We start from the raw sequence: 25301 nt of genomic DNA, 5'->3' as shown, positions 1-25301 counted from the left end.
CGATTTCCGCCACGTCATGCGACCAAAGCCGTCGTAGCGCCAGCGCGCACCCTTCAGCCTGAGCAGCAGGTTGCGCCAGACGGTTTCGCCCGGGCTGTCGGTCTGGTTTCCGGCAGCGTCCCAGCTGAAATGCTCTTCCTTATAGGTGCGGACTTCACGCGTGACCTGCCCCGTTGCATCATAGCCAAAGCGCTGCTGCTGGTTTGCCCACTCGTTCTGCCGCGTTGCGCTGTCCGACACCAGCTGCTGCATCACCTGATCCAGACGATCCCAGCGATAGCGGCGCTCCAGCACCACGCCTGAACGATCGATAAAGCCGCTGCGGCGCATCACGATCCGCCCGACAGGATCGTAGCGCGTCTCCTGATGCAGCGCGCCCTGGGTGCGATCGATCTCACGATGCAGCCTGTCGCGCTGATAGCCCGCGATTTCGCTCTGCTTACCGTGCATTTTCAGGTTCATCTGCAGCAGATGACCGGTGCCGTAGCGCAGGCAGTTCAGCTCGCGCCCGTCCGGCAGCGTGCTGCCGGTCAGGTTGCCCAGCGCGTCATACTGATGCGTGAACAGCCCGCCGCTGTTCTCTTCGCTGAGCAGGTTGCCCAGCGCGTCGCTGGTTAAGGTCAGTACTTCGGCTTCTGCCTCACGGCCTTCAGCTCGTGCCTTCTCCCATTCCGTCAGCGCTATCTTTCTGACTTCCACGCAGTCCGGGCCGTAGTGATATTCGGTACGGTGCTGCTGCGTAGTTTTCACCGTCAGGCGACTGACTTCATCATATTCAAACTGCGTGCGGTGAGGCGGCAGGTTTTCGCCTTCAACAGACAACGGATGCTGTACGACTTCCGTAACCTGGCCCAGCTCGTCATAACCATAGCTTTTGCGACGCCCCGCGTAGTCAATCTGCGCCAGCAGGCGCTGGCTGTTGTCATACTCGAACTGCCAGCGATCGCCGTTTGGATTGCTTAACGCCGTCATCCGTCCAAAGCGATCGTACTGATAGCGGGTAATATGCCCTGCCGGATCGGTCTGGCTGACAACCTGCCCGCGCACGTTAAGGGCCACGTGCCGTTCTGAAAAGCCGTCGACGTTCTCGCCCACCAGCATGCCGGCGCGATCGTATTCATATTCCGTTTCACGTCCGTCAGGCCGCGTCAGGCACTGCAGCCGACCCGCCGCGCTCCAGCGATAACGCGTGGTATTGCCTTCCGCGTCCGTGCTGCTCAGCAACCTTCCTGCGTCATCATACAGACGATGGCTCTGGTTGCCGGAGCAGTCCTCGTCGCGCCGGAGCTGCCCGCGCTCGTTCCACCAGAAGCGATGCGTGTTGTCCAGCGCGTCGGTGCGCGTGAGTAAATCGCCCTGCTCGTTCCAGGTAAAACGGCTGGTACCGCCCAGCGGATCGGTTACCGCAATAACATCTCCGGCGTCGTTGTACTCGTATTGCCACACCGCACCGTCGGGCTGCACCTCTTTTAACGGAAAAGCATAGGATGGATGCCAGAGGGTGGTGGTGGTCTGACCCAGCGGATCGCGCACCATCGACAGATTGGCGCGCTCATCGTAGTCATACGCCCAGACCCGATCGCCCGGCGCAAGGGTTGCCATCAGCAGGTCGCCCTGCTCCGCCCAGCGGTATCGCCAGTGCGCGCCATAGCTGTCGATATAATCGGTAATACGGCAAAGCTCGTCCCACCGATGCTGTGTGGTGCCGCCGGAAAAGCAGGTCACCGTGGCGCTGCGATCTTCTTCATCAGCATCGATCAGCCAGCGCTCCAGGCAATGCTGCTGGTCGTCCAGAACCTGATATTCATATACGCGCCAGTAGCGCGGATCGCGGGCCGGCTGCCACTGGTAGGCCACGGTCAGGCCGGTGGCGTAACTGTGCGACGCCATCAGATCGCTGGCGCGATCCCAGCTGAAGCGGCGGGTTTCAACACCGTCGGCATCCTGAACCGCAATCAGCTGGCCCTGCGGGTTATAGCGGTAGTTCACCAGAGGACGTAATTCCCCGGCGACCACCTGATGCAGCGCCGCCAGCCGGCCGTGTTGCGGTTCATAGCTCAGCCGCACGTCCAGCGCTTCATTATCGCCAGCGATGGCGGTCAGCTGTCCGGCCTCGTTCCAGCTAAAGTGCTGGCAGTTTTCGTGACGATCGTAGATACGGCCAATACGCCACTCGCCTTCGCGCTGCGGATCCGGCTCATAAAGATGAAACTCGCCCTGCGCGGTTTGCATAACGATAACGCCCTGCAGCGAGCAGAACAGCGTAAAGCCCTCTTCATCAAAACGCACCACGTCGCCTGGCGTAATCTCGCCCAGACCCAGCTCCTGACCCGTTATATCGCGCCAGGCAAACTGGAAAGTCCCATCCGGATGACGAAAGCGGAGCAGGCGCGTTTCAAACGGCAGCATCCAGCCCGTGCCCAGCAGGCCGGTCGTCAGATTGCGGCTGTGATAGATGCGCTGCCAGTAAAGCGGGATACGATCTTCCAGCACAAAATCCAGATCGTCCTGACCGGCCAGGATCTTGGCCCCGGTAGCATAGTTAACCGGGTGAAAACTCTGCATCGCCGCGGAGGAGATGGCGCCTGCGGCAACCGTTCCTCCTGCTTCAGAAACGATCGTACAGGTGATTTGCCGCAGCGCGCGCCGCGCCGCAACGCGGGTAAAAAGCTGTTCCAGCAGTTTTGCCCCTTCTTTACCGATACCGCCGCTCAGCAGGCCACCGACAAAATAGGCCAGCATGTTTTTGCCGCTACGGATATCGCGCACCACCACGCTGTCCCCGCCGATGCGTACGCGCGGGTTATCGCTGACCTGAACGGTGGCCTCACAGGTGCTGCGGTGACCGTTGCGCACCGCAGGATGGCCGTTGATCATGACCTTTTTTGACCCTTCCGCCAGGAAGTTGGCATTCTCGGCCAGATGTCCTTTGGTACAGGCGACGGTGTCTTTGTTCGCTGGCGTAGCGTAAGGGCTGGCGCTGGCAACGGTCGGCTGAATCAGGTCGTCCCAGAGATTACCGAACCAGCTGCCCACCGATGCGGCGCTGAGATGGCTGACTTTGTCCAGCGCGGCGCTTACCGCATCGCCCGGATGGCGGATAGTGGAAGCGATCCCGCCTGCCACGGCCATGGCAATATCTTTCAGCCCCGGCGCTTCTTCGCTGCCAACAGACGGCGAAGCCAGCCAGGCACGGCTTACGGTTCCTGCCGCGCGTGCAGCCGGCTTGCCCATGATCTTAACGTTATCAGAACCGCTGGTTATAACCGCATCCGGCGGCCCGCGCATACCCAGCGTATCCAGCAGGCCATCCACAGCGTCGCTGGCTTTGTTGCCCAATTTTTCAGGATAGCCGGACGCCATCGCGCCCAGCATGACAGCAGCACCAACCGCGACGCCAGCCACCGGATTAACGGCAAACAGCAGGCCAGCGCCGGCTAAAATGCCGGTATAGATAGCTCCTTCGACTAATCCGCTGACAAGATCCGCCAGTGCAGAGCTGTGCACTAAAGGATCGTCTAAACGAGCTGCGATCGACTCGGACATTACTCAGGCCTCCGATCCTGCGGCAGGAATAAATCCCTTCTTAATATCTTGCCAGACGGTCAGGGAAGCGGGATCGAAAGAGCCTGCCCGGCTGAAGGTCAGCGTCATCAGATGCGTAGCGGTTCTGACAACCAGCAGTTTTTGCACCACCTGCACGCCCTGGTTTTCAAATCGCATGGCGACTTCCTGCGCAGGCAGGCCGCCGAAAAGCGCCTCCTGCACTTTTTCAGCCGCGAATTTTTTCATATCGCGTTTCACTTTTTCCAACTGCTGTTGCAGATAGCGCACTTCTTCGCCTTCCTGCACATCCCATGCCCGGGTCACGACCAGCGTGGCACGAGCTTTGGGCAGTTTCAGTAAGGTAATACTTTGTTCCTGGACCGCTTCAGGTAACGTCAGCGTGCCTTCGGATAAAATGTAATTCATGAATTGCTTCCTTTTTTATCGAAGGCCTGAAGAACCTCATAGCCGATAGTCATCGGTGTTGGATCGGGCGTGATGCCCGGCGTTGGCGTGCTGATATTCAGATCCAGCGTGCCGCCGGTATTGATTTGTCCGTTGCCGGTGGCGTTGATTTGGAACTGAATGCATTGCAACGAAATCGTGCCGTTGGGATCGAGCGTCAGCACGCTCTCGCCCGAAACAAAGCTGATGCCTTGTCCGGCAGCGATCTGCAAGCCATCCTGCGCCCAAAGCTCGTAGTCTCCTCCCACCAGTTCATTACGTGATTTCTGTGTTTTCTGCACGTAAGCGCCGCTCACCGTGCTGGTAAAATCTTTATTAATGGATACCGTCTGATTACCACCCACCGCTCGGGTTTCATCATTTTTGATATTGGTATCCATATTCTTCTGCGCCTGGATCCACACCTGCTCTTCGCCCGCCTTGTCCTCAAAGCGCAGCGCGTTGGCGTTGTCCGGCGTGCCGTCCTTCGAGCGGCTTAAAAAGCCCATCTGCGTCGCCGCAGCCGGCAGCGCCCACGGCGGCATGCTCGCCTCGTTGTACACGCGGCCCGTCACGATAGGCCGGTCCGGATCGCCGTTGATAAAGTCGATCACCACCTCGTCGTTGACGCGCGGGATCTGCACGCCGCCGAACCCCTGGCCCGCCCAGGCGCTCGACACGCGCACCCAGCACGAGCTGGTGTCGTCACCCTTCGCCAGCCGGTCCCAGTGGAACTTCACCTTGATGCGCCCGTACTTGTCCGTCCAGATGGACTCGCCCTTCGGCCCCACCACCTTCGCCGTCTGCGGCCCGTGCGTGCGCGGCCACGCCGTTTTCGGCGCCGCACGGAACGTCACGTCCGACGGGATAACCCCGATGGCGATATTGTGCTTCGTGCCGCCGTCGCCCCCGCTGGCGTAGCGGTTCTCCTCGAAGTCGTAGTACGCGCTCACCGTCAGGTACTCGCCGTTGTCGCTGAAGAACGGCGCGTTCAGCAGCGTGAAGGTGTTCCCCGGCGCCAGCCCCAGCGCCGTGCCCACCGCGCTTATCTGCCGGTGCTCCACCTGCCATACCTCCTGGCGGATTTTTGCGTAGTGCTCCCCGTGGTCGTGGTCCACGAAGTGCCCCGGCCAGTCGTACACGTCTATCTGCCCCGGCGCCGGCGACGCCGGGTTCTGCCGCGCCTGCAGCATCCACGCGTTCGGCTTGCGGAAGTCGTAGTCGTCTATGCTGTAGATGCCCGGCGTCACGCTGTCCTCCATCTCCCACACGCTAATGCCCTCCGTTGAGGTGCTGCCCCCCGACGGCGTCGCGTGGTACGGAATAACCTCGTAGCCCGCGTACGGCTGGTGCTGCCGCGCGCTGTCCGCCAGCACCAGCGTGTGCCGGTCCGCCTCGTGGCGGAAGAAGTAGTAAATCCCCTCCAGCTCCATCAGCCGGCTGATAAAGTCGAAGCTGCTCTCCTGGTACTGCACGCAGTACTCCCACACCCGGTAGCTGCCCGTCAGCCGGTCCTCCACCGTCACCCCATACTCCTCCAGCAGCGTTTTGATTATCTGCACCACCGTCTGCCCCTGGAAGATGCGCAGGTTGCGGTCGCGCTTCATCGGCCACAGGTCCGGCTCCATGCTCAGGCGGTACACCGCGTAGCGCGTGCCGTTCAGCTCCTGGCTGTAGACCCCGGCGCGGGTGATTTTGCCGTTCAGGTAGCGCGTGCCCGTGCCCTGAGTCGGGATGCAGACGGTAACCGGCTGGCCCAGCAGCGTTTTGCGGTCGATGCGCGCGTCGGTGCTGAGCAGCTCCACGGTGAACTCAAAGGCGCCGGCGAGGCGTTCCCGGCCGCTGAGCTTCCAGAACAGCAGGCCCTCGACCGGCAGGATGACGGTGATACGATCAAACATAGTGATTTCCCGGACTGGCAGGCCCGGCGGTAAACCGGGCGGATAAGGATTAGGGTGGTCAGACGTAGTATACTTCCCGAAGCAGGATTATTGTAATTCAATCAAAAAGCTATGGCTTTAACTGGCTAAAATTTGCATGGTGGAAAAAATGATCTCAATACACCTTTTATTTTCTTCGAAGTGATATAGCGCCCGATATTTACTGATCCTGCCTCCGGGCATGCTATCGACTTTACTTCAGCTGGCTTCAGGCTTTTTGGCAATGCTACCCAATAATGCAGCATTTTCTCATCTGAAAATGTGTAAAGACACTTTCAGTAGCGTTGCTTCATTTTCTTTTTAGTAAAAGGAGAGGCAAAAGGAAAATTGTAGCCGATGTGATTTTTCATAGCATCCTGTTGTTATCTACCTAACCAAATCCCATAAAGCATCATTGCCGACACTGCAGAAACTGAACATTTAACAAAAAGAACAAGTGACGGCGATATAGCTTTCGACAAAGAGGATATTTTTTCATAATTTTTTTCATTACTCTGCTTATGAAAGCCCAGAACATTTGAAAATATTGAAAAAATTGCCACTACTAAAAACTTGCTTCCAAGCACGGCAATAAAAGCGCCCCCCAAAGAAGCAGTGATTTTTTTCGCCTCTGGTATAGACATAAAATTCCACACCATTATCATATTATACATAACCCTGCCAAATAAAGCCGTAACAATCAAAACGGAAACTATTTTAGCAAAAAAAAGAACCCATTCTTTTTTAGAAAAATTATCTTTACCATTCCATACGTACCATAGTGATAAAGTCAGAAAAAAAAAGAAACCTAACCAGGACATACTCTACCCGTTATGTTTAAATTCAATAAAATATTATTACTTCATTTCCTCTTTAGTAAAGGAAATGCAAGATGAAAATTGTAGCTGGCGTCAAAAATCATAGCATTCCCTTATGCTTTATGGCTGAGCAAGCCAGATACCATAAAAAATTATTACACCAACAGCGGACAGCAATAATTTAAAAAAATTTAACATAGGCAAAGAAATCCCGCTCGTAAAAACACTTAAATTATTATAATTGTTTTGATTTTTCACCTGGTGGAATTTCATAATTCTTGCGAAAATAGCGCACATCATCACGACTAAAAATTTTAATCCTAACACCATTATGGATGAAAGACTAAAACCAGCTAAAATGAACCTGGCCGTAGAACGGGAGAACTCGGGAAAAACAGCAAGCGAGCCTTTTATAATAAAGCCTACAATAGTAATAGCTATTGCAACACTAATAAAATGCTGACCAAATTTAATCCAATCCTTTCGTACAAAAACATCTTTCCCGCTCCATATATATCCGATTGAAATTAAAACAAAAAATAAAAAGCTTACATACTTCATCAGATACCCCCTTTTACCCCCCTACCAAAACCGTATTACAACCACCAGAAAACGCCCATCGCTGACATTATCTACTTTATTAATCCAGTCTTCATCAACACGATAATCAATAACTTTCCCAAGAATACTTCCAGAACAGCATGCCTTCGACCAGCAGGATGACGTTGATACGATCAAACGTAGTGATTTTCCGGACCGGCAGTACCGGGCTGATTGATAATCTGCAAGATAGCAGCGCTGTTAATGGCCACTGCCCCCAAATAGCTGGTTAATATGTCTTAGCTATAGCGGATAAAAAGTTGACCTGTAAATAAACCCGACTCGCTGTAAAGCCTCTTTACAAAGACAACCCTGATCTGCCTCAGTTAGCTGGCCTTTATATTTAAAGTGGCCAAAATTATCTCCAGGCAGCGTTTGTTAGCTTTGAATTTATAGTTTTCATTATTACGCTGCTGGCCGACCAGCTCAATATAGCACCATACACCTGAATCATTAAAGATATAGCTTTGATAGAAGGCTCGTATCTTTTCCTTCTCGCTATATAATTCACCAGTACAGGTTTGTATTGAGCCCAGCTCAGGATTAATGCCATTCGGAAAATCCTCCAGCTCGTTTGCTGTAAGGATTACGGAATCATCATGCTGAACAAAACGAGCTGTTGATTTATCAAAGACAGCTTGAGGCGCATGGCATTCGCCGACAGAATAGAAATAGAAATTAATAACACCAGCACTGGGATTATCAGTTGTATGACCGACAACAATTCTATTTTTTTCAATGATTTTAGCATGCCAGGAAAGAGGGATTTTAAAAGCACTTTCACCTCCCAGAGCTACTGAGGTGATCAATTCAGCCATAGCTAAATTACTGCAATGCAAAAGATCCCAGTTGACTGCCATAAAATAAATATCATGCGCCAGTGCGGTATAATTCTGAGAGGCACAGGAAACTTTTAGAGAAAAATAATTCCCGCCACCTTTATCTTTATTATAATCCTTTTGCACAGTATATAGTGAGATCACCTCATCACCGGAAGAGTGCACCTTGATAGTTAAAACATCAGCAAAAATACCATTTTCTACGGCTTTGCCCACAAGACGGCGATGAAGAACTTTTTCACCCGCCAAAGCGAGCTTTTTAAATAACCAGTCGGATGCATTCATTTCCCACTGACAGCGCTCATAAGCTGCCCAGACTTCAAGGTAAGGCGATTCGTCAGTAGTAAAATAGCGGCCAATATTTGTTAATCCCGTTCCGGGAAAAGCCACCGGTTCCAATTATGCTGGCTTAAGGTTTTTTGGTAATACCATCCAGTAATGCAGCGTCTCTTGTTCTGAAGAAGTATAAAGGCACTTCCAGAAATGCCGTTCAATCTCTTACTTAGTAAAACCAGGAGCAACAGGGGATCTATATTCGATATTAAAACCTATAGAACATCTCCTTCTGATTTAATTCGTAAGCCAAATACCATAAAGCATCAATACAGCCCCCAAAGATACTAAACACTTAGCAAAAATCAGAAAACCTGGGGCCAACTTACTGGTAACTGGCGAAAATTTTTTATAATTTTCAAAATTATAGTGCTTGTGAAAATCCATGATCCGGCCAAATATAACCGATATTGCTACAATTAAAAACCCCATCCCCCATACCACTATAAATGAGGCGCCTATTTCCTCCATTAAATCGCCGGCAGCATCATTAGTAAATCCAGGAATGACGGCCACCAGAAGTTTAAGAAAAAACCCCAAGACGATAACCCCCAGAAATACACCGATCAATCCCTTACCCACGCTCACTAATTTTATTTTCCCGGAGGATAGGTTAGCGCGCCAGACAAAATAAAGCGTGATAGCTAAAAAAAACAATAAAGCTATCATTTTCATAAAAAATTCCCACGAGAAATTAGTTACTCATCAAAACCGTCTTACACCCATCGATAATGCTACCTTCACCACCACCACCGCTCTTCTCGCCCACCTCCCTATGCTCATCCTTACCAAAGAATAATTTCCCGGACTGGCAGGCCCGGCGGAACGCCGGGCGGATAAGGAATGGACAGGAATTGAGCAGCGCGCGGCCTCAGCTTTGCGGGTTCAGCAACCATACGCCTTCGCGATCGACGGTAATGCTCTGATCGCGGGTCTGGCCCCGGTTGCTGATGCTGAAGCGGTAGTCGCCCGGCGGCAGCTGCAGCATGGCAAAACCGTTCGGCGACGGCACCAGCGCCTGAGGATTGCCGTTCATCGCCACTTTGTCACCTGGCAGCAGCTTGATGTAGACCTGCGCGACCGGTTCCGGCGGTGGCGCAGGCTCGGCGGCCTGTGGCGCGGCTTCCGGCTGCGCTTTAGCGGTTTCCGCTGGCGGCTGGGCAGCCACCGGCGCTGTGGTTGCCGCGGGCGCTTCAGACGCGGCCATCTGCGGCGCATCGTTGCCGCCACCGCCCGCCATCAGCGCACCCACGCCAATCCCCACCAGCACGCCCGCGGCAATCAGCCCTGGCACCATAAACCGTTTCAGGCCGGTGGCTTTTGGCGCGGCCGGCTCTTCTTCCACCGGCACCAGCATCGTGCCCGGCCCGCTGACCTTCACCTCAACGATTTCGTTGATCTCGCTGGGAGAAAGCGCCATCAGCGCCGCCAGCTCGTCTATGGTCTGCGGACGATCTTCCGGCTGCAGCGCCAGCGCACGGTCAATGGCGTGCAGCAACGGCAGCGAGTAGCCTGCAGGCTTTTGCTGCACCAGCGGCTTGTAGCTGTCTTCGATGCTGCGCACCACGCTGACCGGCGGCGGCGAGCCAACAATCAGCGTATGCAGCACCGCGCCCAGCGCATAAATATCGGTCCAGGTGCCCTGCTCGCTCTCGTTATCGTCACTGTACTGCTCAATCGGTGCGAAGCCCGGTTTGAGCATGGTTTCGGTTTCGTCGGACAGGTTACCGATAGCTTTGCGGGCGGAACCGAAATCCAGCAGTACCGGCACGCCGTTTTCCTGGATCTGGATATTATCCAGCGAGATATCGCGGTGCAGATAGCCTTCGCGGTGAATGGTGTTGATGGCACCAAACAGCGGCGGCAGCAGACAGCGGATCCAGGCTTCGCTGATCATCTCCGGACGGCGGCTGTGCAGCTGCGACAGCGTGGTGCCGGTATAGAAGGCCGTGCCCATATAGGCGGTATCGTTCTGCACCCAAAAGCGCAGCACGTGCAGCAGGTTAGGATGATTAAAGCGGGCCAGCAGGCGTGCTTCCTGAATAAAGCTGTTCAGCCCGGCGGCGAACGTCTTGCTGAAACGTTCGCTGCGCAGCACCAGCGTCAGGTCGTCATTGCGCACCGCCAGCGAGGCGGGCATGAACTCTTTGATAGCGATGGTGCGTTCAAGCTGGTGATCCCAGGCGCGATAGACGATGCCGAAGCCGCCGCCGCCGATCACCTCTTTAATTTCAAACTCATTAAAGCGGTAGCCCACCGGCAGAGCGTTAGGAAAGGCTCGCGGAATATCTTGTTCTGACATATTGGACAACTCTCTTAATTGCGGCTTACGCCTCAAACTGACACTGGAACTCGCCGTCGTGCAGGGTCACCTTCAGGCGCTGATACTGCTCTTCACGCCGGTGTGCATCCAGCAGCAGCTGGCTCATCTGCGGCAGCAGCGTGTTGGTAAGGATGGCATCGACCATACGGCCGCCCGATTCTACCTCAGTACAGCGCTGAACGATGCGTGCAATCACGCTGTCATCCACTTCAGAGACGATGCCGTGGTTCTGTTCCAGACGCTGCTGGATACGTTTTAGCTGCAGACGCACGATGCTGGCCAGCATCTCATCACTCAGCGGATAGTAAGGTACCACCAGCAGGCGGCCCAGCAGGGCTGGCGGGAAGACTTCCAGCAGCGGCCCACGCAGCGCACCGGCCAGCGCATCCGGTTCCGGCACCAGTTCCGGATCGGCGCACATGGCGCTGATAAGCTGCGTACCCACGTTGGACGTCAGAATAATCAGCGTGTTGCGGAAATCGATATGGCGGCCTTCGCCATCTTCCATCCAGCCTTTATCAAACACCTGGAAGAAGATTTCATGCACGTCGGGATGCGCTTTCTCGATCTCGTCCAGCAGCACCACGCTGTAAGGACGGCGACGCACGGCCTCGGTCAGCACACCACCTTCGCCATAGCCGACGTAGCCCGGAGGTGCGCCCTTCAGCGTGGAAACGGTGTGCGCTTCCTGAAACTCGCTCATATTGATGGTGATAATGTTCTGCTCGCCGCCGTAAAGCGTCTCCGCCAGCGCCAGTGCGGTTTCAGTTTTGCCGACGCCGGACGGGCCGCAGAGCATAAAGACGCCCACCGGCTTGTTGGGATCGTCCAGCCGCGCGCGGGAAGTGCGGACGCGTTTGGCAATCAGCTCCAGGCCGTGGCGCTGACCAATTACGCGCTCGTTCAGCGTGTCTGCCAGCTTCAGTACCGCATCGATTTCGTTTTTCACCATGCGGCCCAGCGGAATGCCGGTCCAGTCTGACACTACGGCGGCGACCACGTTGGCATCCACGGCGGCAAACAGCAGCGGCGCTTCGCCTTGTAGCGTTTTCAGCTGCTGCTGCTGCTCCGCAAGCTGCTGGTGCAGGGCGGCAATGTCTTCCGCTTTGTCCTCGTGCAGCTGCACGCGCAGCGCGATAATGGTATCGATCAGCGCACGTTCTGCCTGCCAGCGTGCGTGCAGTTCATCACGCTGGCTTGCCAGCCTGGCAAGCTGCTCGCGGATTTTTTCCACGCGGGCGGGATCGCCAATCGCCACTTTCGCTTCGCGCTCCGCTATCTCTTTTTCAATCTCCAGCGCATGGATGCGATGCAGACAGTCTTCCAGCTGCGGCGGCTGCGCGCTCTGGCTGACAGCAACGCGAGCACAGGCGGTATCCAGCAGCGCTACCGCTTTGTCGGGCAGCTGGCGGGCAGGAATATAGCGATGGGAAAGCTTAACGGCCGCCGCGACGGCCTCATCCAGCAGCAGGACGCGATGGTGCTTCTCCAACGGGGCGACCACGCTGCGCAGCATCAGCAGCGCTTTCTCTTCGTCCGGCTCCTGCACCTGCACGGTCTGGAAACGACGGGTCAGCGCCGGATCTTTTTCGATATACTTTTTGTATTCGGCCCAGGTTGTCGCACCGATGGTACGTAGCTGCCCCCGAGCCAGCGCCGGTTTTAACAGGTTGGCGGCATCGCCCGTTCCCTGCTGCCCGCCCGCGCCGATCAGCGTGTGGATCTCATCGATAAACAGAATAATTGGCGTCGGGCTGGACTGCACTTCGTTGATCAACGCCTGCAGGCGCGCCTCAAATTCGCCTTTCATGCCCGCGCCGGCCTGCAACATGCCGATATCCAGCAGCCACAGCTGCACGTTCTGCAGAGGTTCAGGCACGTCGCCTGCCGCCATGCGCAGCGCCAGGCCTTCCACTACTGCGGTTTTACCCACGCCCGCTTCGCCGGTCAGCAGCGGGTTATTCTGGCGGCGACGCATCAGGATATCCACCATCTGGCGGATCTCTTCATCGCGTCCGGCGATCGGATCGATCCTGCCTTCGCGCGCGCGCGCCGTCAGATCCTGCGCATACTGTGCCAGCGTGCTTTTTTGCTGCGGCACGGCGCCATCCTGTACCGGCGCGGCGGTGACGCTGCTCTCTTTGCTGTTGGCAAACACGCTGTCGAACTGCTCCAGCAGCGTATCGGCGCTGAGGCGGCCAAACTGCGGCGAGATACTTTTCAGCACGTTGGCCAGATTGAAGGTTTTCAGCAGGCCGATCAGCAGATGGCCGCCACGGATCTGCTGTACGCCGAACTTCAGCGAGCCGTACACCCAAGCGCGCTCAACCGCGCTGTCGATATGTTCGGACAGATCCGACACCGCACTTGCGCCGCGAGGCAGACGATCCAGCGCGGCAACGATATCACGCGTCAGCGCCTCTTCATCCAGTGAAAAAAAGCGGATCGCCTGTTGCAGATCGCCTTCCTGCTGCTGCATCAGCTGATGCAGCCAGTGCACCAGCTCCACATAGGGATTGCCGCGCAGCTTGCAGAAGGCGGTGGCGCTTTCCAGCGAGGTAAATAACAGCGTGTCCAGTTTGCCGAACAGTACGGCGCGGCTGATTTCTGACATGGTTGTTCCCGGTAAGTAGATGACGGATAAAACAGGAAGCCGTAAAGAACAAGCCCGATAAGCGAACGGCCCGGTTCGGCAAGGCGGCCGGAAAAAGTGACATTCTCTGTCGAGGTCGTGCAGGTTTTAACAAAACGTTATCCGGCGGCGACCTGCTCCGCCGGTTCAGGGCTGAAGGTCAAATCGCGCAGCGGCTCGCCGCTTTTTAAATGGCCGAGCCAGCTGTTAAAGCCGAGCCGGGTTGCGTCGCCGGGCCGGATCCCTTTGGCCTCTTCCGCCGCCAGGATCAGCTTCAGCTCCCAGATATATTCAATGCCCAGGTATTGCCGCACCCAGTCGCGCAGCTCTGTCGTCCAGGCCTCGCCCGGCAGAAAGCGGTTATAGGTTTCCAGCGGCATAGGCCCCAGCTCGATGCGGAACTTATGCTGCACGTCGCGCACCGCCACGCCCAGAAACATTGATTCGCCAAGCTTCGGCGCGTATCGGCCTGCGCCCAGCTTCGCCCGCTCGCGGCTGTCGATCGGCAGCCAGTGCGGCACGTTTCCCACCAGCCTGACCGGCACCTTAAAATAGTGGCTGAGGATCTTTTGCAGGCCTTCGGCGTCGCGCGCGTGACGGGTTAAATGCCCGGCCACGCCATAGCGCGCATGCTCGCTCAGGCTGCCTTTCGCCAGCTGGCCCGGCTGGCCCATGCCAATCAGGCTCGCCAGATAACGATCGAAGCGCTGATTGTCTTCCCGATCCAGCGACACCGTGGGCTGCGCATCGGCCCAGGCGCGATAAAACAGCAGCGTCAGCCGGTGGTGAAACAGGTCGGCAAAGGCCGCCATGCTGCCATCCTGATGATGGGTGATGCGCTCGCGGGCATATTCCGTCAGGTGGGTCGGCAGCGGGCCGTTCGGGCCAAACAGACCGAAGCTTAAAATCGAGATATCGTGCAGCGGACTGTTTTCACGCGGGGCGACTTTCGACAGCGTGGCGGGGGCGAAAGCCAGCGATGGCTCCTGACCGATACGCAACGGTTCATGGCGCGGCAGCGGCGAGCGTCCCAGCGGGTAGCGTTCGCCGCCCTGGGCGTCCAGCCTGCGCAGCAGCTGAAACAGATCGTAGCGCCACGGTGCCTGCGTGATGTCAGACCAGAAGGTTTCCGGCAGCCGCCGCGCTTTGCGAATACGCAACACGTTCATATCAGCGCCCTTTTGCCCATGCGCGCGGGCCAGTAGCCGACTTCACCGCGCTGCTGGCTGGTCAGCGTCAGCTCCGTAAAACTGTTGATGGCGACCAGCCTGGCGAAAACCTGCTCCAGCACGCTGCCCAGCAGCCAGGGGCTGGCCCCGGAAAATGCCTGTTCGTCGACGCTCAGCTCGATACCGATACCGCGAGCGAATACAATGGGGCCGGGTTCCGGCACACGGCGGCTGACCGGTTTGAGCTGACAATGACGAATGCCTTCAATCTGCCGGGCCACCGGCGCTTCAGCCAGGTTGGCGTACAGCGCCAGCAGCTGGCGTAGCGCCGTGGCGCCCTGACCGTCGTCGCTGTCCATCAGACTTAAATAGTTCAGCTGCAGATGACTGATCAGCCGCCAGGTCGCCATACCTTCCGCCAGCGCGGGACGCGGCGGCGTCGGGCCTTTGCGCAGCGTCAGCTGGCTGACCGGCACCGAATCGGCCATCATAAAGTTGCCCTGATCCTGCGCCAGCAGCATCAGCGGCAGATCGCGGCTGGTGCACAGTACTTCCGCCGTCAGATGGGTCAGATCGTCGCGCCACGGCGACTGGCGTTCGTCCACCAGCGAAAGGAAAACTTCAGAGCCGATATAGCCGGTACGCGTGCCGTAACGCTGCGCGCGCTCAGACAGGGTGCGCTGCTCGCGGCGCAGCGAGAAGTAAGCGCCATAGTCGCCTTCGTCACGGCTGAAGGTGCTCCAGAAGGGTCTGAACACCTGCTCGCCCTGCTGCCTGTCGCCCGTGGCGTACAGCTTTTTGACCGCATAAATTTCGTAGTCCAGCGGGCGAATGTTATCGACCACCAGATGATATTCGTGCACGCTCTCGCTGATTTTCTGCCGTTCCGCCGTTTTCGGAAACAGGTTGATAACCGGCGTGCAGTGCAGCGCCAGATGGCTCTTGTCGATCGTCCGCTCCAGCGCCGCATCGGCCTTGTCGAGCAGCAGCACAATCTCAAAGGCTTTGACCTCTGGCCCGCAGCGCGAAGGCAGCTCGCCCAGGCCGCTGACGCTGACAAACTGAAAGCGGGCCGGAAAGGCAAAGTATTCCTGCAGCAGCCTGTAGCCGTCAAAGTTGCGCAGATCCTCCGGCAGCAGCGCCTGGTCAGCCGCAAAGCCTTCCTGTTTCAGCGCGTCGTCGCTGAGCACCATCCGCTGCGGCTGCGGCTCCACCGTCTGGCAAAAACCGCCGACCCTGTGCTGCATCATCAGCTCCAGCAGCTGCTGCGCCTGAATATCCGGGCCGCTGAGGAAAAACATCAGATCGGTCAGGGTCAGGTGGCTGAGCGCCACTTCGCTGAAACATTCCAGGCGAATACGCAGCGCGCTGACCGCGCCGCGCTGGCTCAGCCCCATGCTGCTCAGAGGAATATCCGCCGGCACGCCGCCCAGCTCTACTTGAGCGATGCGCAGCGGTTGCAGCACCACGTCATGCGCCGTGGCGTAGCTACAGGTGACGCCGCTTTTTTTCAGCATCTGGCTGTCCATCATGGTACCGCGCGGCACCAGGAAACCGCCGCTGATATCGCCTTTTTTACCGTCGGGATGCAGTTCGGCAATCGCCATAGAAGGCACGGGCGAAAGATAGTTGGGCGCGATCATCTCCAGCATCCGCTGCGAAAAGCGCGGGAACTCGGCGTCCATTTTCAGCTGCACGCGCGAGGTCAGAAAGGCGAAGCCCTCCATTAACCGCTCGACATAGGGATCGGCCACGTCGATGCCGCTCATGCCCAGCCGTCCGGCGACTTTGGGATAGCGTTCGGCGAACTCCGCCCCCATTTCGCGCAGGTACGCCAGTTCACGGTTGTAATAATCGAGCAGTTTGCTGTCCATAATTACCCTACGTCTTTCAGTTCAAAATGGCCGTTTTCTAAATCCAGATCGGTGCGGAACAGAAACTCCAGCGGATAAGGCACGCACCAGAGCCGCCCTTTGATTTCAATCGACAGCATGTTGTGCAGGCTGAGCGAGCTGGTGTCTGATATGCAGCGCACCTGAAGCCCGGCAGGCAGAATGCGCGGCTCAAAATACAAAATAGAGTTGGTGATTTTGCGCTGGATATCGGCCAGTTCGATATCGGACATACGCTGTCCGGCCAGCGGCGCAACGCCAAAGTTATAAGCGGAGCGCTGCACGTGCGGAAACGGCGAAAGATCCTGCTGCGCTTCGTTGTTGATGCTGTTAAACAGCCACTGCAAATCACGCAGAACGTTGCGCTTCAGCGTGGCGTGCGAAATCACGCGGCTGCCGGGGGCTTCCTGCGGCTTATCCGGCGCGTTGTCGGTCAGCCTGTCCAGCAGCGACGGCTGCATTTTATCGCGCGCCGTCATCGTCTCCCTGCCGCGCTGGCGAAAACCGCCGTGCAGCAAATCGCGACCGTCACTCATCGTCGACTTCCGCTGCAAAAACAATATGCGTCAGACTCAGCAGCGGAAAATCCTGCTCTTCACTCAGCCAGGTTTTCTGACCGTGACCGATAAACTGCTCATCGCCCAGCGGCGTCCACTCGGTGACGGCGCCCAGCCGCAGGTTGTCTTCGGCCGTATCCGCAAACGGATAGCGCACCGGCAGCTGGCAAACCTGCTCGCTGCCGTCGATCAGCGTGACGGCCGTGTGCCGCCAGACCAAATCGGTGACGCTCGCCGGAGGCTGAAAACGCATTTCACGAATGGCGGCAAACGGCAGCCAGGTGTAATGGCCGTTAACGATTAGCTCACAGATCGGGCCGAGACGCCCGTCGCCGTCGATCAGCCACGCCACGGTCTGCGCCTGCTCGTCCTGCATGGTGACGCGGGCCGGAATGGCCTGCGCCGCCGCAAAAGCCGCCGCGCGTAACTCCTCGGCCTCTTCGGCATGTTCCTTACGCAGCGCCTTCAGTAACGCTTCCGCCCAGGCGAACGCCTCGCCGGGCATTCTCGGCATCGCCAGGCCTTCAAAGACCGCCGCGCGCTGGATTTCCGCCGTAATGGTCTGCTCCAGCAGCGTGATGGTGGGTTTAGCCTGTGGCTTTAGGGCCAGCCAGGATTTCAGCTGGGTTTTGGCGCGCGGCCAGTGGCCCGCCAGGCAGAGCAGCTGGACAAAGGCGGCGCGCAGGTCGGCATCCGCCGGGCGGCTTTTGATATCGCTTTCGACGCGCGCCAGGGTTTCCAACAGCGTGGCGCCGGACATCAGTTGAGTCAGAGATTTCATAGCTTTCCTCGGGCACAGGGATCAGTTAAGCGTCCGGTAAGCACCGGCGGCCGGATCTTTCAGCTGCGGATGGATGTCATCCACCAGCTTGACTACCACCGCGCCGTCGGCCAGATAAGGCGACCAGACCTTGCGGACTTCGTCCAGGCGCGCCTTCAGGATATTTTCATCGCTGGCTTCCTGCTGGCTTATCGCCACCACCACGGTACCGTCAGCCTGCCAGCCGTTCAGCGCGGGCGCGTAAGGCACAATCATCCAGCTCTGCGGCGAGCGCTCGTCGCTCAGTACCATACGCTCGTTGTTAACGGTGGTGATCTGCGTATCGCGACCAATCGCTTTGCCGTTCAGCCCGGAAACCGGAAAGCCCTGCACGAAGCTGACCTGACGTTTTTGGGCCGCGCCTTTACCCAGCTGCGCAAGCTGACTGTCGCCGCTGAGCCAGCCGTCGCTGCCGCAGACAACGCCGCCTTTTGCCGGGACGAACAGCGCGCTGGTATGGCTGCTGCTGTTCCAGTAGGTGCGAAAATGGCAGCCATCCAACAGACTGAACTGGATCCACGGCGTGGTATCCGCCGGCGGTGAAAGATCTTCGGCATTAACCGGCGCGGTTTCTACCGGCGCAGCGGCAGGCGTGTTTTGAACTGACGCAGCAGCAGGCGTGTTTTGGACTGCCGCCTGCGCTGGTGCGGCGGCAGCTGCTGGCGTTTCCGCTTCCGCTTTGCTTTGCCAGCCCTGTGCTTTAGTGGCGTTGCCGTGCGCCAGCGCCTTGCCGTTGCTGTCGGTCAGCTGCCACTGAAACGCCGCTATTTTCGTACAGCTGTGGGACATCAGGCCCGCCACCTGCGGCAGCAGGTCGTTTACCTTTACCGGATCTTTGTCACCGTTAGCCACGATGCGCAGCGGGATCTCACGCCTGCACCAGCTGGCAGGCTTCTGATCTTTAACGTTATCAATCCACACATCCATTTGCAGTGACTTAGCGGTCACGACGCGGTAATCCTGTGCCCAGGCACCGGATGTAATCAGCAGGGTGACAGCCGTTAGCCAATATTTCATGAGGGTTAAAGCCTTATTTTAATCACGAAGAGGGAAAAACTGTGCTGCGGCTTCCAGCGAATGCAGCAGCGTGGTGTCCTGCGGATCGCCGACCCAGACGGCAACGGCGCTGTAGTTGTCCTGGCTGGCGGTGGACTGCCGCTCGTTTTTGCGGATAACCTGCTGCATCAGCGTCAGCCATTCGTCCGGCGTATTGACCATATGCAGCGACTCCTGCATGTTTTCCTGCGAAAGCCCGTGCCAGAACCCATCGGTGCAAAGCAGGAAAGCGTCGCCGTCTTCAATTTCCACTACGTCGCTGTAGCTGGCATCCCGTTCTTCATCGCCCATGCCGAGCGCAAAATAGAGCAAATTGCCGTTGATGCCTTCGGTCTGGTGACCGGCATCCTTCATCTGCTGCACCAGGCTGTGGTCGGTAGTGACGTGATAAAGGTAGCCGCGCCGAAAAAGATAAAGGCGGCTGTCGCCCGCGTGCGCCCAGTAGGCCAGATCGAAATCCCTGTCGATAAACAGGCTCACCAGCGTGGTGCCCATACGCTTATGGTCGCCGCTCGCCTGCTGCTGGCGAATCGCACGGTTGGCGTCGTTGACGTATCGGCGGATGCTTTGCGCGTCCAGGTGCTGCTCGCCGTCGAAGCGTTCGAGAATGGTGTCGCGCGCCAGCTCCGCCGCGACGTCGCCGCCCGGCAGCCCCGCCACGCCGTCACAAACCACGAAACAGGCCGAGCGTTCGCCGATGCGCTCGCCGGTCTGATCCTGATTGCTGTCACGGGCGCCCTGGTGCGACATAGAGGCAATGGTGATATTCATCATTCTTCCGATCTGATTTGAGAATCTTTGTACTGGTTCACTTCCATGTCGTAGGCGTGCAGGAAGGCCTCGCCAAACAGCGTATGGAAGTCATCCTCAATTTCGCCCGCCGTTTCGCCATAGCGTTTGGCGAAGTGCTCCCATAGCGCGGCTTTACGGCTGTTGGGCAGCGACAGGCGGGAGATGGCGCCCTCTTCGCGCGCTTCTTCTTCCAGCTGCTGCGGGTTAAAGGATTGCAGCATCGAAGCGATAATCGCGCGGATCCCGGCGATCATGCCCAGCTGGTGCGCCTGTAAATCGACCAGCGCGTCGCGCACCGACTGCTTAGGCGGCATAAAGCCCGGCATCCGGCTGCCGAACATCTGCATCAGCACCGACTTACCGGAGGGCAGCAGCTTGAACGGGTTATTGGCCTCGTCGAGGATCACCGTCATTTCCGCTTTTACGCCGCGCTTGAGGATCGAGCGGGAGGAGAGCAGCGCCACCGTTCCCTGCGAGAACATGCTGAGCATCTGGCCCAGCTCCTGCATCGAGTCGCGGTCAAAGCGCGGCGTCGGCTGCAGATCGTTCAGCCCCATGCCGCCAATCAGCGCCTCCAGCAGCTCGCCGTCCAGCCGCTGTCCGTCGCCGGAAGCGCTGTGCTGTTGCGAAGCCGTATTGGCAACCGGATCGATACGCAGACGCCCTTTAGGCGGCGGCGTGGTGCTGCGCGCGACGGCCTGCGGCGTCGGCAGCGTGATGCCGCTGTAGTCCTGCTGCGGCGGCCGCACGGCGGTGGTCGGCTCGTTGAAATCGGCGTCGCTCGCCGGGTTTTCAGCAAACAGCGATGACCTGCTGAGGTCGTCAGCCGCCTGCGCGTTTTCGCCAAACAGCGGGGACTTGCTGAGATCGTCAGCCGCCTGCGGATCGGCATCAAACAGCGGGGACTTGCTGAGATCGCCAGCCGCCTGCGGATCGGCATCAAACAGCGGCGACCTGCTGAGATCGTCAGCCGCCTGCGGATCGGCATCGAACAGCGGCGACCTGCTGAGATCGCCAGCCGCCTGCGGATCGGCATCGAACAGCGGCGATCGGCTCAGATCGTCAGCTGCCTGTGGATTAGTATCGAACAGCGGAGACTTGCTGAGATCGTCGGCTGCCTGCGGATTGCGCGTTGAGCTGCCGGTCGTCTGCGTGTGGCTGTCCAGCGCCTTTGGCGACGGCGGCGCGAACGCAGTCTGCGGGCGCTTCTGCTGCGGTCCATCCATCGGCGTCAGCGGTACGGCGTTGCCCATCATCAACCCCAGCGGATCGTCGCCGTCGGCTGGCGTGCCGTTGCCGCTGCCGAACAGCGCCATCGGATCCAGCTGCTGCTTTTTGTCCTGCTGCTGCTGCGGCGTCAGCGTGCCCGGCGTGCTGTCGTCAAAAATGCTTTGCCGATCGAACAGCGATTCGCTGCTGAACAGAGAGTCAGGCGTGCGATCCCGACGATCCAGCTGCGGCGCTGGCTTATCGGCAAACTGGGCCAGCGGATCAACCGGGTTACGATCCTGCGCTTTTTCCGTCAGCGGATCCGATCCGGTGGGCGCGGGCCTGCTGCGGCTGGACAGGCTGTCGCTGATGGAAAACTCCTGCGCCAGGCTATCCCAGATTTCACTGGGAATAGCGGCAGGCGCGCTTTCCTGCGACGGCGCGGCCGGTCGGGCAACCGGCGCGGGCCTTGCCGCAGGCTGCGCCGTCACGTTGAGTTCGCTGACCTGTAAACGGTACTCATCAATGCTAAGGATGTCGCCATCCTGCAAATCCACCTGCCGACCCCGCTCCAGCGGAATATCGTTCAGATGCACCAGCGTCACGTTGCCGCGGTTGGTAATGCGGCACTCGCCGTCGGCCGTGATATGCACAATGGCCTGCAGACGAGAAATGGTACGGTCATCATCCGGCAGCACCAGGTTATTGTCGGCGCCACGGCCGATAGTGCCGCCCGGCGGCAGAAAGTCGCAGCTGCTCTGCGGCGGCTGCTGGCCAGCTTTGGTCGCTATTATCGTAAATCGCATCACGTTTTCCTGCGTTGGATTTCGGCATTCGGGCCGCGCCGGTAGGCCCGGCGGGCGTTGAAACTGAGTGCTGCCCGGCATGGATTGCGCTATCCCGACAGCTTTAAACAGGGACGGTTTCGTCAGCGCATAGTGCCTTCGACGCTGTCTATCACCTGGTCGCCCTTGCTGATATTCATTGTCCAGCGTTCAAAGTCATTGGTGATAAAGGTGTATGTGTAATCCGCATTTTCAAAAGCGTATCCGCGAAAATCGCAGACGTCCGGGCAGTTAACATTAACGGTTTTGCCCTGCAGCAATATGCTTTTGCCGCTGAGCTTGCTCCTGGAATCAAGCGTGACATCATCGCAGTCCACATTGCCTTCTTCGCACCAGGCCGTAATACGGGCCAGATATTTTTTGCTGTCAAAAGTGGCCGTATTGGCTGGATGCGCCGCATAAAAACGGCGGATTTTCGGTACGCTGTCCATTGAGGCATTATTCACTTTTTGCGACAGCGCATTATCTACCAGCAACGAGTGGGAGTGCGGATCGTACGCCAGCACCACCGCGGCCAGCGAGGTTTCTACCAGCGTAGTGGCGGTATAGATCACGGCGATCCTGATCTCGCGGTCGCCAGGGGAGGAAATCACGCCCACGCCCTTCACGTCTTCGCAGGCTTCACCGTCAAAACGGTTAAAGCCGATGGTCGGCACCAGGTTTACCAGGCTTTCACCATCGCGCGACCAGCCAATAAAACAGGCGTTCATATCGGCCCGCAGCAGACCTTTGCCCGGCACCATCACGCCCAGTAAATGGCCGCTGTCCCGTACGGCAAAGGTCTGCTGGCCGAACGGCTCTGCGCCAGCGATATCCAGCGACAGGGCTTTTTGCGCCAGTTCAGGCGCGAACGTATCAGCCTCTGCCTTAACCAGATGCGGACTGGCGACGGCGACATTGGTTAATAAGGCAAGCGAGAGTAAAAGGCGTTTCATACTGAGTTCCGGTAAAAAATTAAGGCATAGCGAGAAGCATGATATTGCCTTCACGTGTCAATGCATAACCCGTTAAATTATGGTGTCAGCAGGCCATTCGTCTGGCTAAGATTGCTGACAGATTTCTACCTTACGGATAAAAATATCAGCGGCATGCTGGCCCTGGTTTTATTCTCAAAAGGCAGAAACCGCAATAAGATGTTTTTTTATTTATCCGGTACCAAAAGGGTAAAATCACCCTCTACCGGATCGTCTTTATCGCTGATCATCTGTTTTGTTTTCTGATCGACATAGACGCTAAATAGCCGGGGCTGTGTTTCGGGATCGCCCGGACAGTTACCGCCGTGCTTCTCTACTACATCAACCAAATCCAGACCAGGCTCAGCGTCTTCTGTTATCAAATAATTCACACAGGCCGCATCGGGAACCAGCTTATTTTTCTCGACGGTATTTTCAACCTGTATGACTGCTGACTCTGCCGTGCTGGTGGCCACGGTGTGAAAACTTATCACTGGGAGTAAAGCAAAAAGAAAAGACTTTAAATTTTTCATTATATTTCTTTATTAATAATAGAGCTGGTGTAATTTTAATCAGGACGATCGCAAGAAAGTTTAATTTAGTTTTTATTCTGATTTTATCTTATCATACTCTGTACACATAGATGCTATATCTTTCAAAGATGAGTTTTGTAATATTTCAGTTCAGAAATCATTTTTTCTCTATTTCAGGTGAAATTAAAAAGGAATAATTTTCCATTTAGCATTGTACGCTTTCAGAAAGTATAACCTTCTTTATAATATCTTAGCAATCAGAATCACTTTCATTAAAATAGATCCATTAACGCTATTCCACTTTACCTTTATCTGATGAGACCACCTACCGCTTTTAAATAGATCAAGTTCCCAAAGGCCATTATTGCCTGCTACAAAATAGTATTTATAGAGACCATTCTTAAATTCGTAACCCTCAAAACTACAGACATTAGGGCAGTTAACATTTACCGTTTTCCCCTTAAGGGAAATACCTTTTCCGGTTTTATTACTCTTTGAATCAAAAGTTACGTCATCGCAGGAAAGGTTCCCTTCAGCAAAATGCGACGTTATTTTTGCGGTGTATTTCTCTCCGTGAGACGTCGTGGTAAATCAGCAGCAGAAAAGTCGACAATCCTGAAAGGAATGAGAGGAGTAAAACCACTGTTATAAGATTTTCCATTTTTACCTTATGTATCAATGATGTTATCACTCTCATTTCGCAAGCAGGAATCGTACTCAGCCAGCAGGAGAAAGAAGCTTCAGGTTACCCTCTTCCGGATCGTCTTTATCGCTGGCCATCTGTTTGGTTTTTTGATCGACATAAACGCTGAATAACCGATGCTGGACCTGCGCATCGCCCGGGCAGGCGCCGCCGTGTTTTTCCATCACTTCTACCAGATCAACGCCCGGCTGGGCACTTTTGGTCAGAAGATAGTCCGTACAGGCAGGGTTAGTAACCAGCTTCTCTTTTTCTACCGTAGTTTTTACCTGCATGATAACCGGATTGCTTACCGGCTCAGGGGTGGCAGTCGCACAACCGGCTACTGCCAGTAAGGACGCGAGCAAAAGAGATTTTACGTTTGTGTTAACTATCATATTTTACCTGCAGGAGTAATTTATTGATGAAGGGCGTTCTGGAATGTGGCAGAGGTGGCCACATCAGGCGCATCATAATCTTTCAAGCCGTTAACACGAATGATGCTCAGGATTTTTTTCTCATAGTGCGGATCGGTCGCATAACCAGCCTTCGCCACGACATGAATAAACTTCTCCGGGTCATTACGATAAGCAAATGCCCCCGCATAGCGCTGGTTGCTTGCCAGAAAGCGGCCGTAGTCATCCGCAGACTGCTCGAGAGTATCATAAGACCGAAAACCATCCTGGATTACCGTTGACTTGCCGCCATAGTTTTCATGGGTGGTCACGTTGATGGACTTGCCGTCCGGAGATTTCCCTTTTACCCCAAAGAAAATATTGCCCGGTGCGTGCGTGCCCCAAGAGGACTCAAGCGCGCCCTGAGCAAGAGTCACCGCTATCGGTACGCCCCAGCGTGCTTTAACGTTAATGGCTGCAGGTAAGGCACGATTAAACCAGACAACTTTGCGGTTAGCCGGACGCTGAGCCGCCCGCTGTTGCAGTAATTTCGCCAGTCCACTATCAGGCTCAACGACATGAGCAGCCGCGGCGGGTGCCGCCGGGCGCGGTACAGATGCCGTATGCGGCTGAGCAGGCCTGCCACCAGCGTTAAGCGTGCCGTAAGTGGGCCCGTTGCGGTTGACCACGCCATCCGCATGCGAAAGATGCACCTGATTACGTTGGAACTCTTCTATTCTTGCCTGGGTTTTAGGGCCAAACAGACCGTCTTCATGCAGGATTGCACTGTGATCCTCATGCGCTGCACGGTTTAACAGAACCTGCACCTTTTTTACATCATCACGATGGTTTGGCTGCCCTTTTCCCACGGCGGCCGTTAATTTCCAACGCATAATATTTCCTTAATTAAAGAGATTTGTCCAATTAACGTTAAAACGGAGGGAAAT

20 protein-coding genes are annotated in these 25301 nt (G+C 56.5%); all 20 read right to left on the bottom strand.

What is annotated here, in order from left to right; all coding sequences use genetic code 11:
- A partial coding sequence (locus EGK14_RS17965) for a DUF6531 domain-containing protein (RefSeq protein ID WP_148101257.1) occupies positions 1-3546 on the bottom strand: 3546 nt, incomplete at its 3' end.
- Between the two features lie 3 nt (positions 3547-3549).
- Positions 3550-3972: a DcrB-related protein gene (locus EGK14_RS17960; protein WP_125290462.1), complete on the bottom strand. Its 423-nt coding sequence runs from the start codon at positions 3970-3972 to the stop codon at positions 3550-3552.
- A complete protein-coding gene (locus tag EGK14_RS17955; RefSeq protein WP_125290461.1) occupies positions 3969-5891 on the bottom strand; it encodes a type VI secretion system Vgr family protein in 1923 nt (640 codons plus the stop codon). Before EGK14_RS17955 ends, EGK14_RS17960 begins: the two co-directional genes overlap by 4 nt.
- 401 nt (positions 5892-6292) lie before the next feature.
- On the bottom strand, positions 6293-6730 hold the full coding sequence (locus EGK14_RS17950) for a hypothetical protein (RefSeq protein ID WP_125290460.1): 438 nt from the start codon (positions 6728-6730) through the stop codon (positions 6293-6295).
- Positions 6731-6847: 117 nt separating this feature from the next.
- On the bottom strand, positions 6848-7288 hold the full coding sequence (locus tag EGK14_RS17945) for a hypothetical protein (RefSeq protein WP_125290459.1): 441 nt from the start codon (positions 7286-7288) through the stop codon (positions 6848-6850).
- Between the two features lie 365 nt (positions 7289-7653).
- A complete protein-coding gene (locus tag EGK14_RS17940; protein WP_233598533.1) occupies positions 7654-8556 on the bottom strand; it encodes a hypothetical protein in 903 nt (300 codons plus the stop codon).
- A 180-nt stretch (positions 8557-8736) separates the two neighbouring features.
- Positions 8737-9174, bottom strand: a complete 438-nt coding sequence (locus tag EGK14_RS17935) for a hypothetical protein (protein ID WP_125290458.1) — start codon at positions 9172-9174, stop codon at positions 8737-8739.
- Between the two features lie 196 nt (positions 9175-9370).
- Positions 9371-10801 carry a serine/threonine-protein kinase gene (locus tag EGK14_RS17930; RefSeq protein WP_125290457.1) on the bottom strand — a complete coding sequence of 477 codons (1431 nt, stop codon included), beginning with the start codon at positions 10799-10801 and terminating at the stop codon, positions 9371-9373.
- A 25-nt stretch (positions 10802-10826) separates the two neighbouring features.
- Positions 10827-13436 carry a type VI secretion system ATPase TssH gene (gene tssH, locus EGK14_RS17925; RefSeq protein WP_125290456.1) on the bottom strand — a complete coding sequence of 870 codons (2610 nt, stop codon included), beginning with the start codon at positions 13434-13436 and terminating at the stop codon, positions 10827-10829.
- A 137-nt stretch (positions 13437-13573) separates the two neighbouring features.
- On the bottom strand, positions 13574-14623 hold the full coding sequence (gene tssG, locus EGK14_RS17920; protein WP_125290455.1) for a type VI secretion system baseplate subunit TssG: 1050 nt from the start codon (positions 14621-14623) through the stop codon (positions 13574-13576).
- Positions 14620-16497 (bottom strand): type VI secretion system baseplate subunit TssF, encoded by a 1878-nt coding sequence (gene tssF / locus EGK14_RS17915; protein WP_125290454.1) that lies wholly within the window; start codon positions 16495-16497, stop codon positions 14620-14622. Before tssF ends, tssG begins: the two co-directional genes overlap by 4 nt.
- Positions 16498-16499: 2 nt before the next feature.
- Entirely contained in the window at positions 16500-17051 is a 552-nt protein-coding gene (gene tssE, locus EGK14_RS17910) for a type VI secretion system baseplate subunit TssE (RefSeq protein WP_125290453.1), read from the bottom strand.
- Entirely contained in the window at positions 17044-17853 is an 810-nt protein-coding gene (locus EGK14_RS17905; RefSeq protein ID WP_125290452.1) for a type VI secretion system accessory protein TagJ, read from the bottom strand. The genes tssE and EGK14_RS17905 overlap by 8 nt, the downstream gene beginning before the upstream one ends.
- 21 nt (positions 17854-17874) lie before the next feature.
- Positions 17875-18909: a hypothetical protein gene (locus EGK14_RS17900; RefSeq protein ID WP_125290451.1), complete on the bottom strand. Its 1035-nt coding sequence runs from the start codon at positions 18907-18909 to the stop codon at positions 17875-17877.
- Between the two features lie 18 nt (positions 18910-18927).
- Positions 18928-19719, bottom strand: a complete 792-nt coding sequence (locus EGK14_RS17895) for a PP2C family serine/threonine-protein phosphatase (RefSeq protein ID WP_125290545.1) — start codon at positions 19717-19719, stop codon at positions 18928-18930.
- Positions 19719-21755 (bottom strand): type VI secretion system-associated FHA domain protein TagH, encoded by a 2037-nt coding sequence (gene tagH / locus EGK14_RS17890; protein WP_125290450.1) that lies wholly within the window; start codon positions 21753-21755, stop codon positions 19719-19721. The genes EGK14_RS17895 and tagH overlap by 1 nt, the downstream gene beginning before the upstream one ends.
- Before the next feature lie 122 nt (positions 21756-21877).
- A complete protein-coding gene (locus tag EGK14_RS17885; protein ID WP_125290449.1) occupies positions 21878-22729 on the bottom strand; it encodes a hypothetical protein in 852 nt (283 codons plus the stop codon).
- Between the two features lie 206 nt (positions 22730-22935).
- On the bottom strand, positions 22936-23280 hold the full coding sequence (locus EGK14_RS17880) for a hypothetical protein (RefSeq protein ID WP_233598531.1): 345 nt from the start codon (positions 23278-23280) through the stop codon (positions 22936-22938).
- A 717-nt stretch (positions 23281-23997) separates the two neighbouring features.
- Positions 23998-24255 carry a hypothetical protein gene (locus EGK14_RS17875; protein ID WP_125290448.1) on the bottom strand — a complete coding sequence of 86 codons (258 nt, stop codon included), beginning with the start codon at positions 24253-24255 and terminating at the stop codon, positions 23998-24000.
- 122 nt (positions 24256-24377) lie between these two features.
- Positions 24378-25247 (bottom strand): glucosaminidase domain-containing protein, encoded by an 870-nt coding sequence (locus tag EGK14_RS17870; protein ID WP_125290447.1) that lies wholly within the window; start codon positions 25245-25247, stop codon positions 24378-24380.
- Positions 25248-25301 lie beyond the last annotated feature (54 nt).

The organism is Erwinia sp. 198, from assembly GCF_003937915.1.
GTDB classification, from domain to species: Bacteria; Pseudomonadota; Gammaproteobacteria; order Enterobacterales; family Enterobacteriaceae; genus Erwinia; species Erwinia aeris.
Note: the sequence above shows the minus strand (reverse complement) of the source record. Positions and strands in the feature narration are given on the sequence as shown.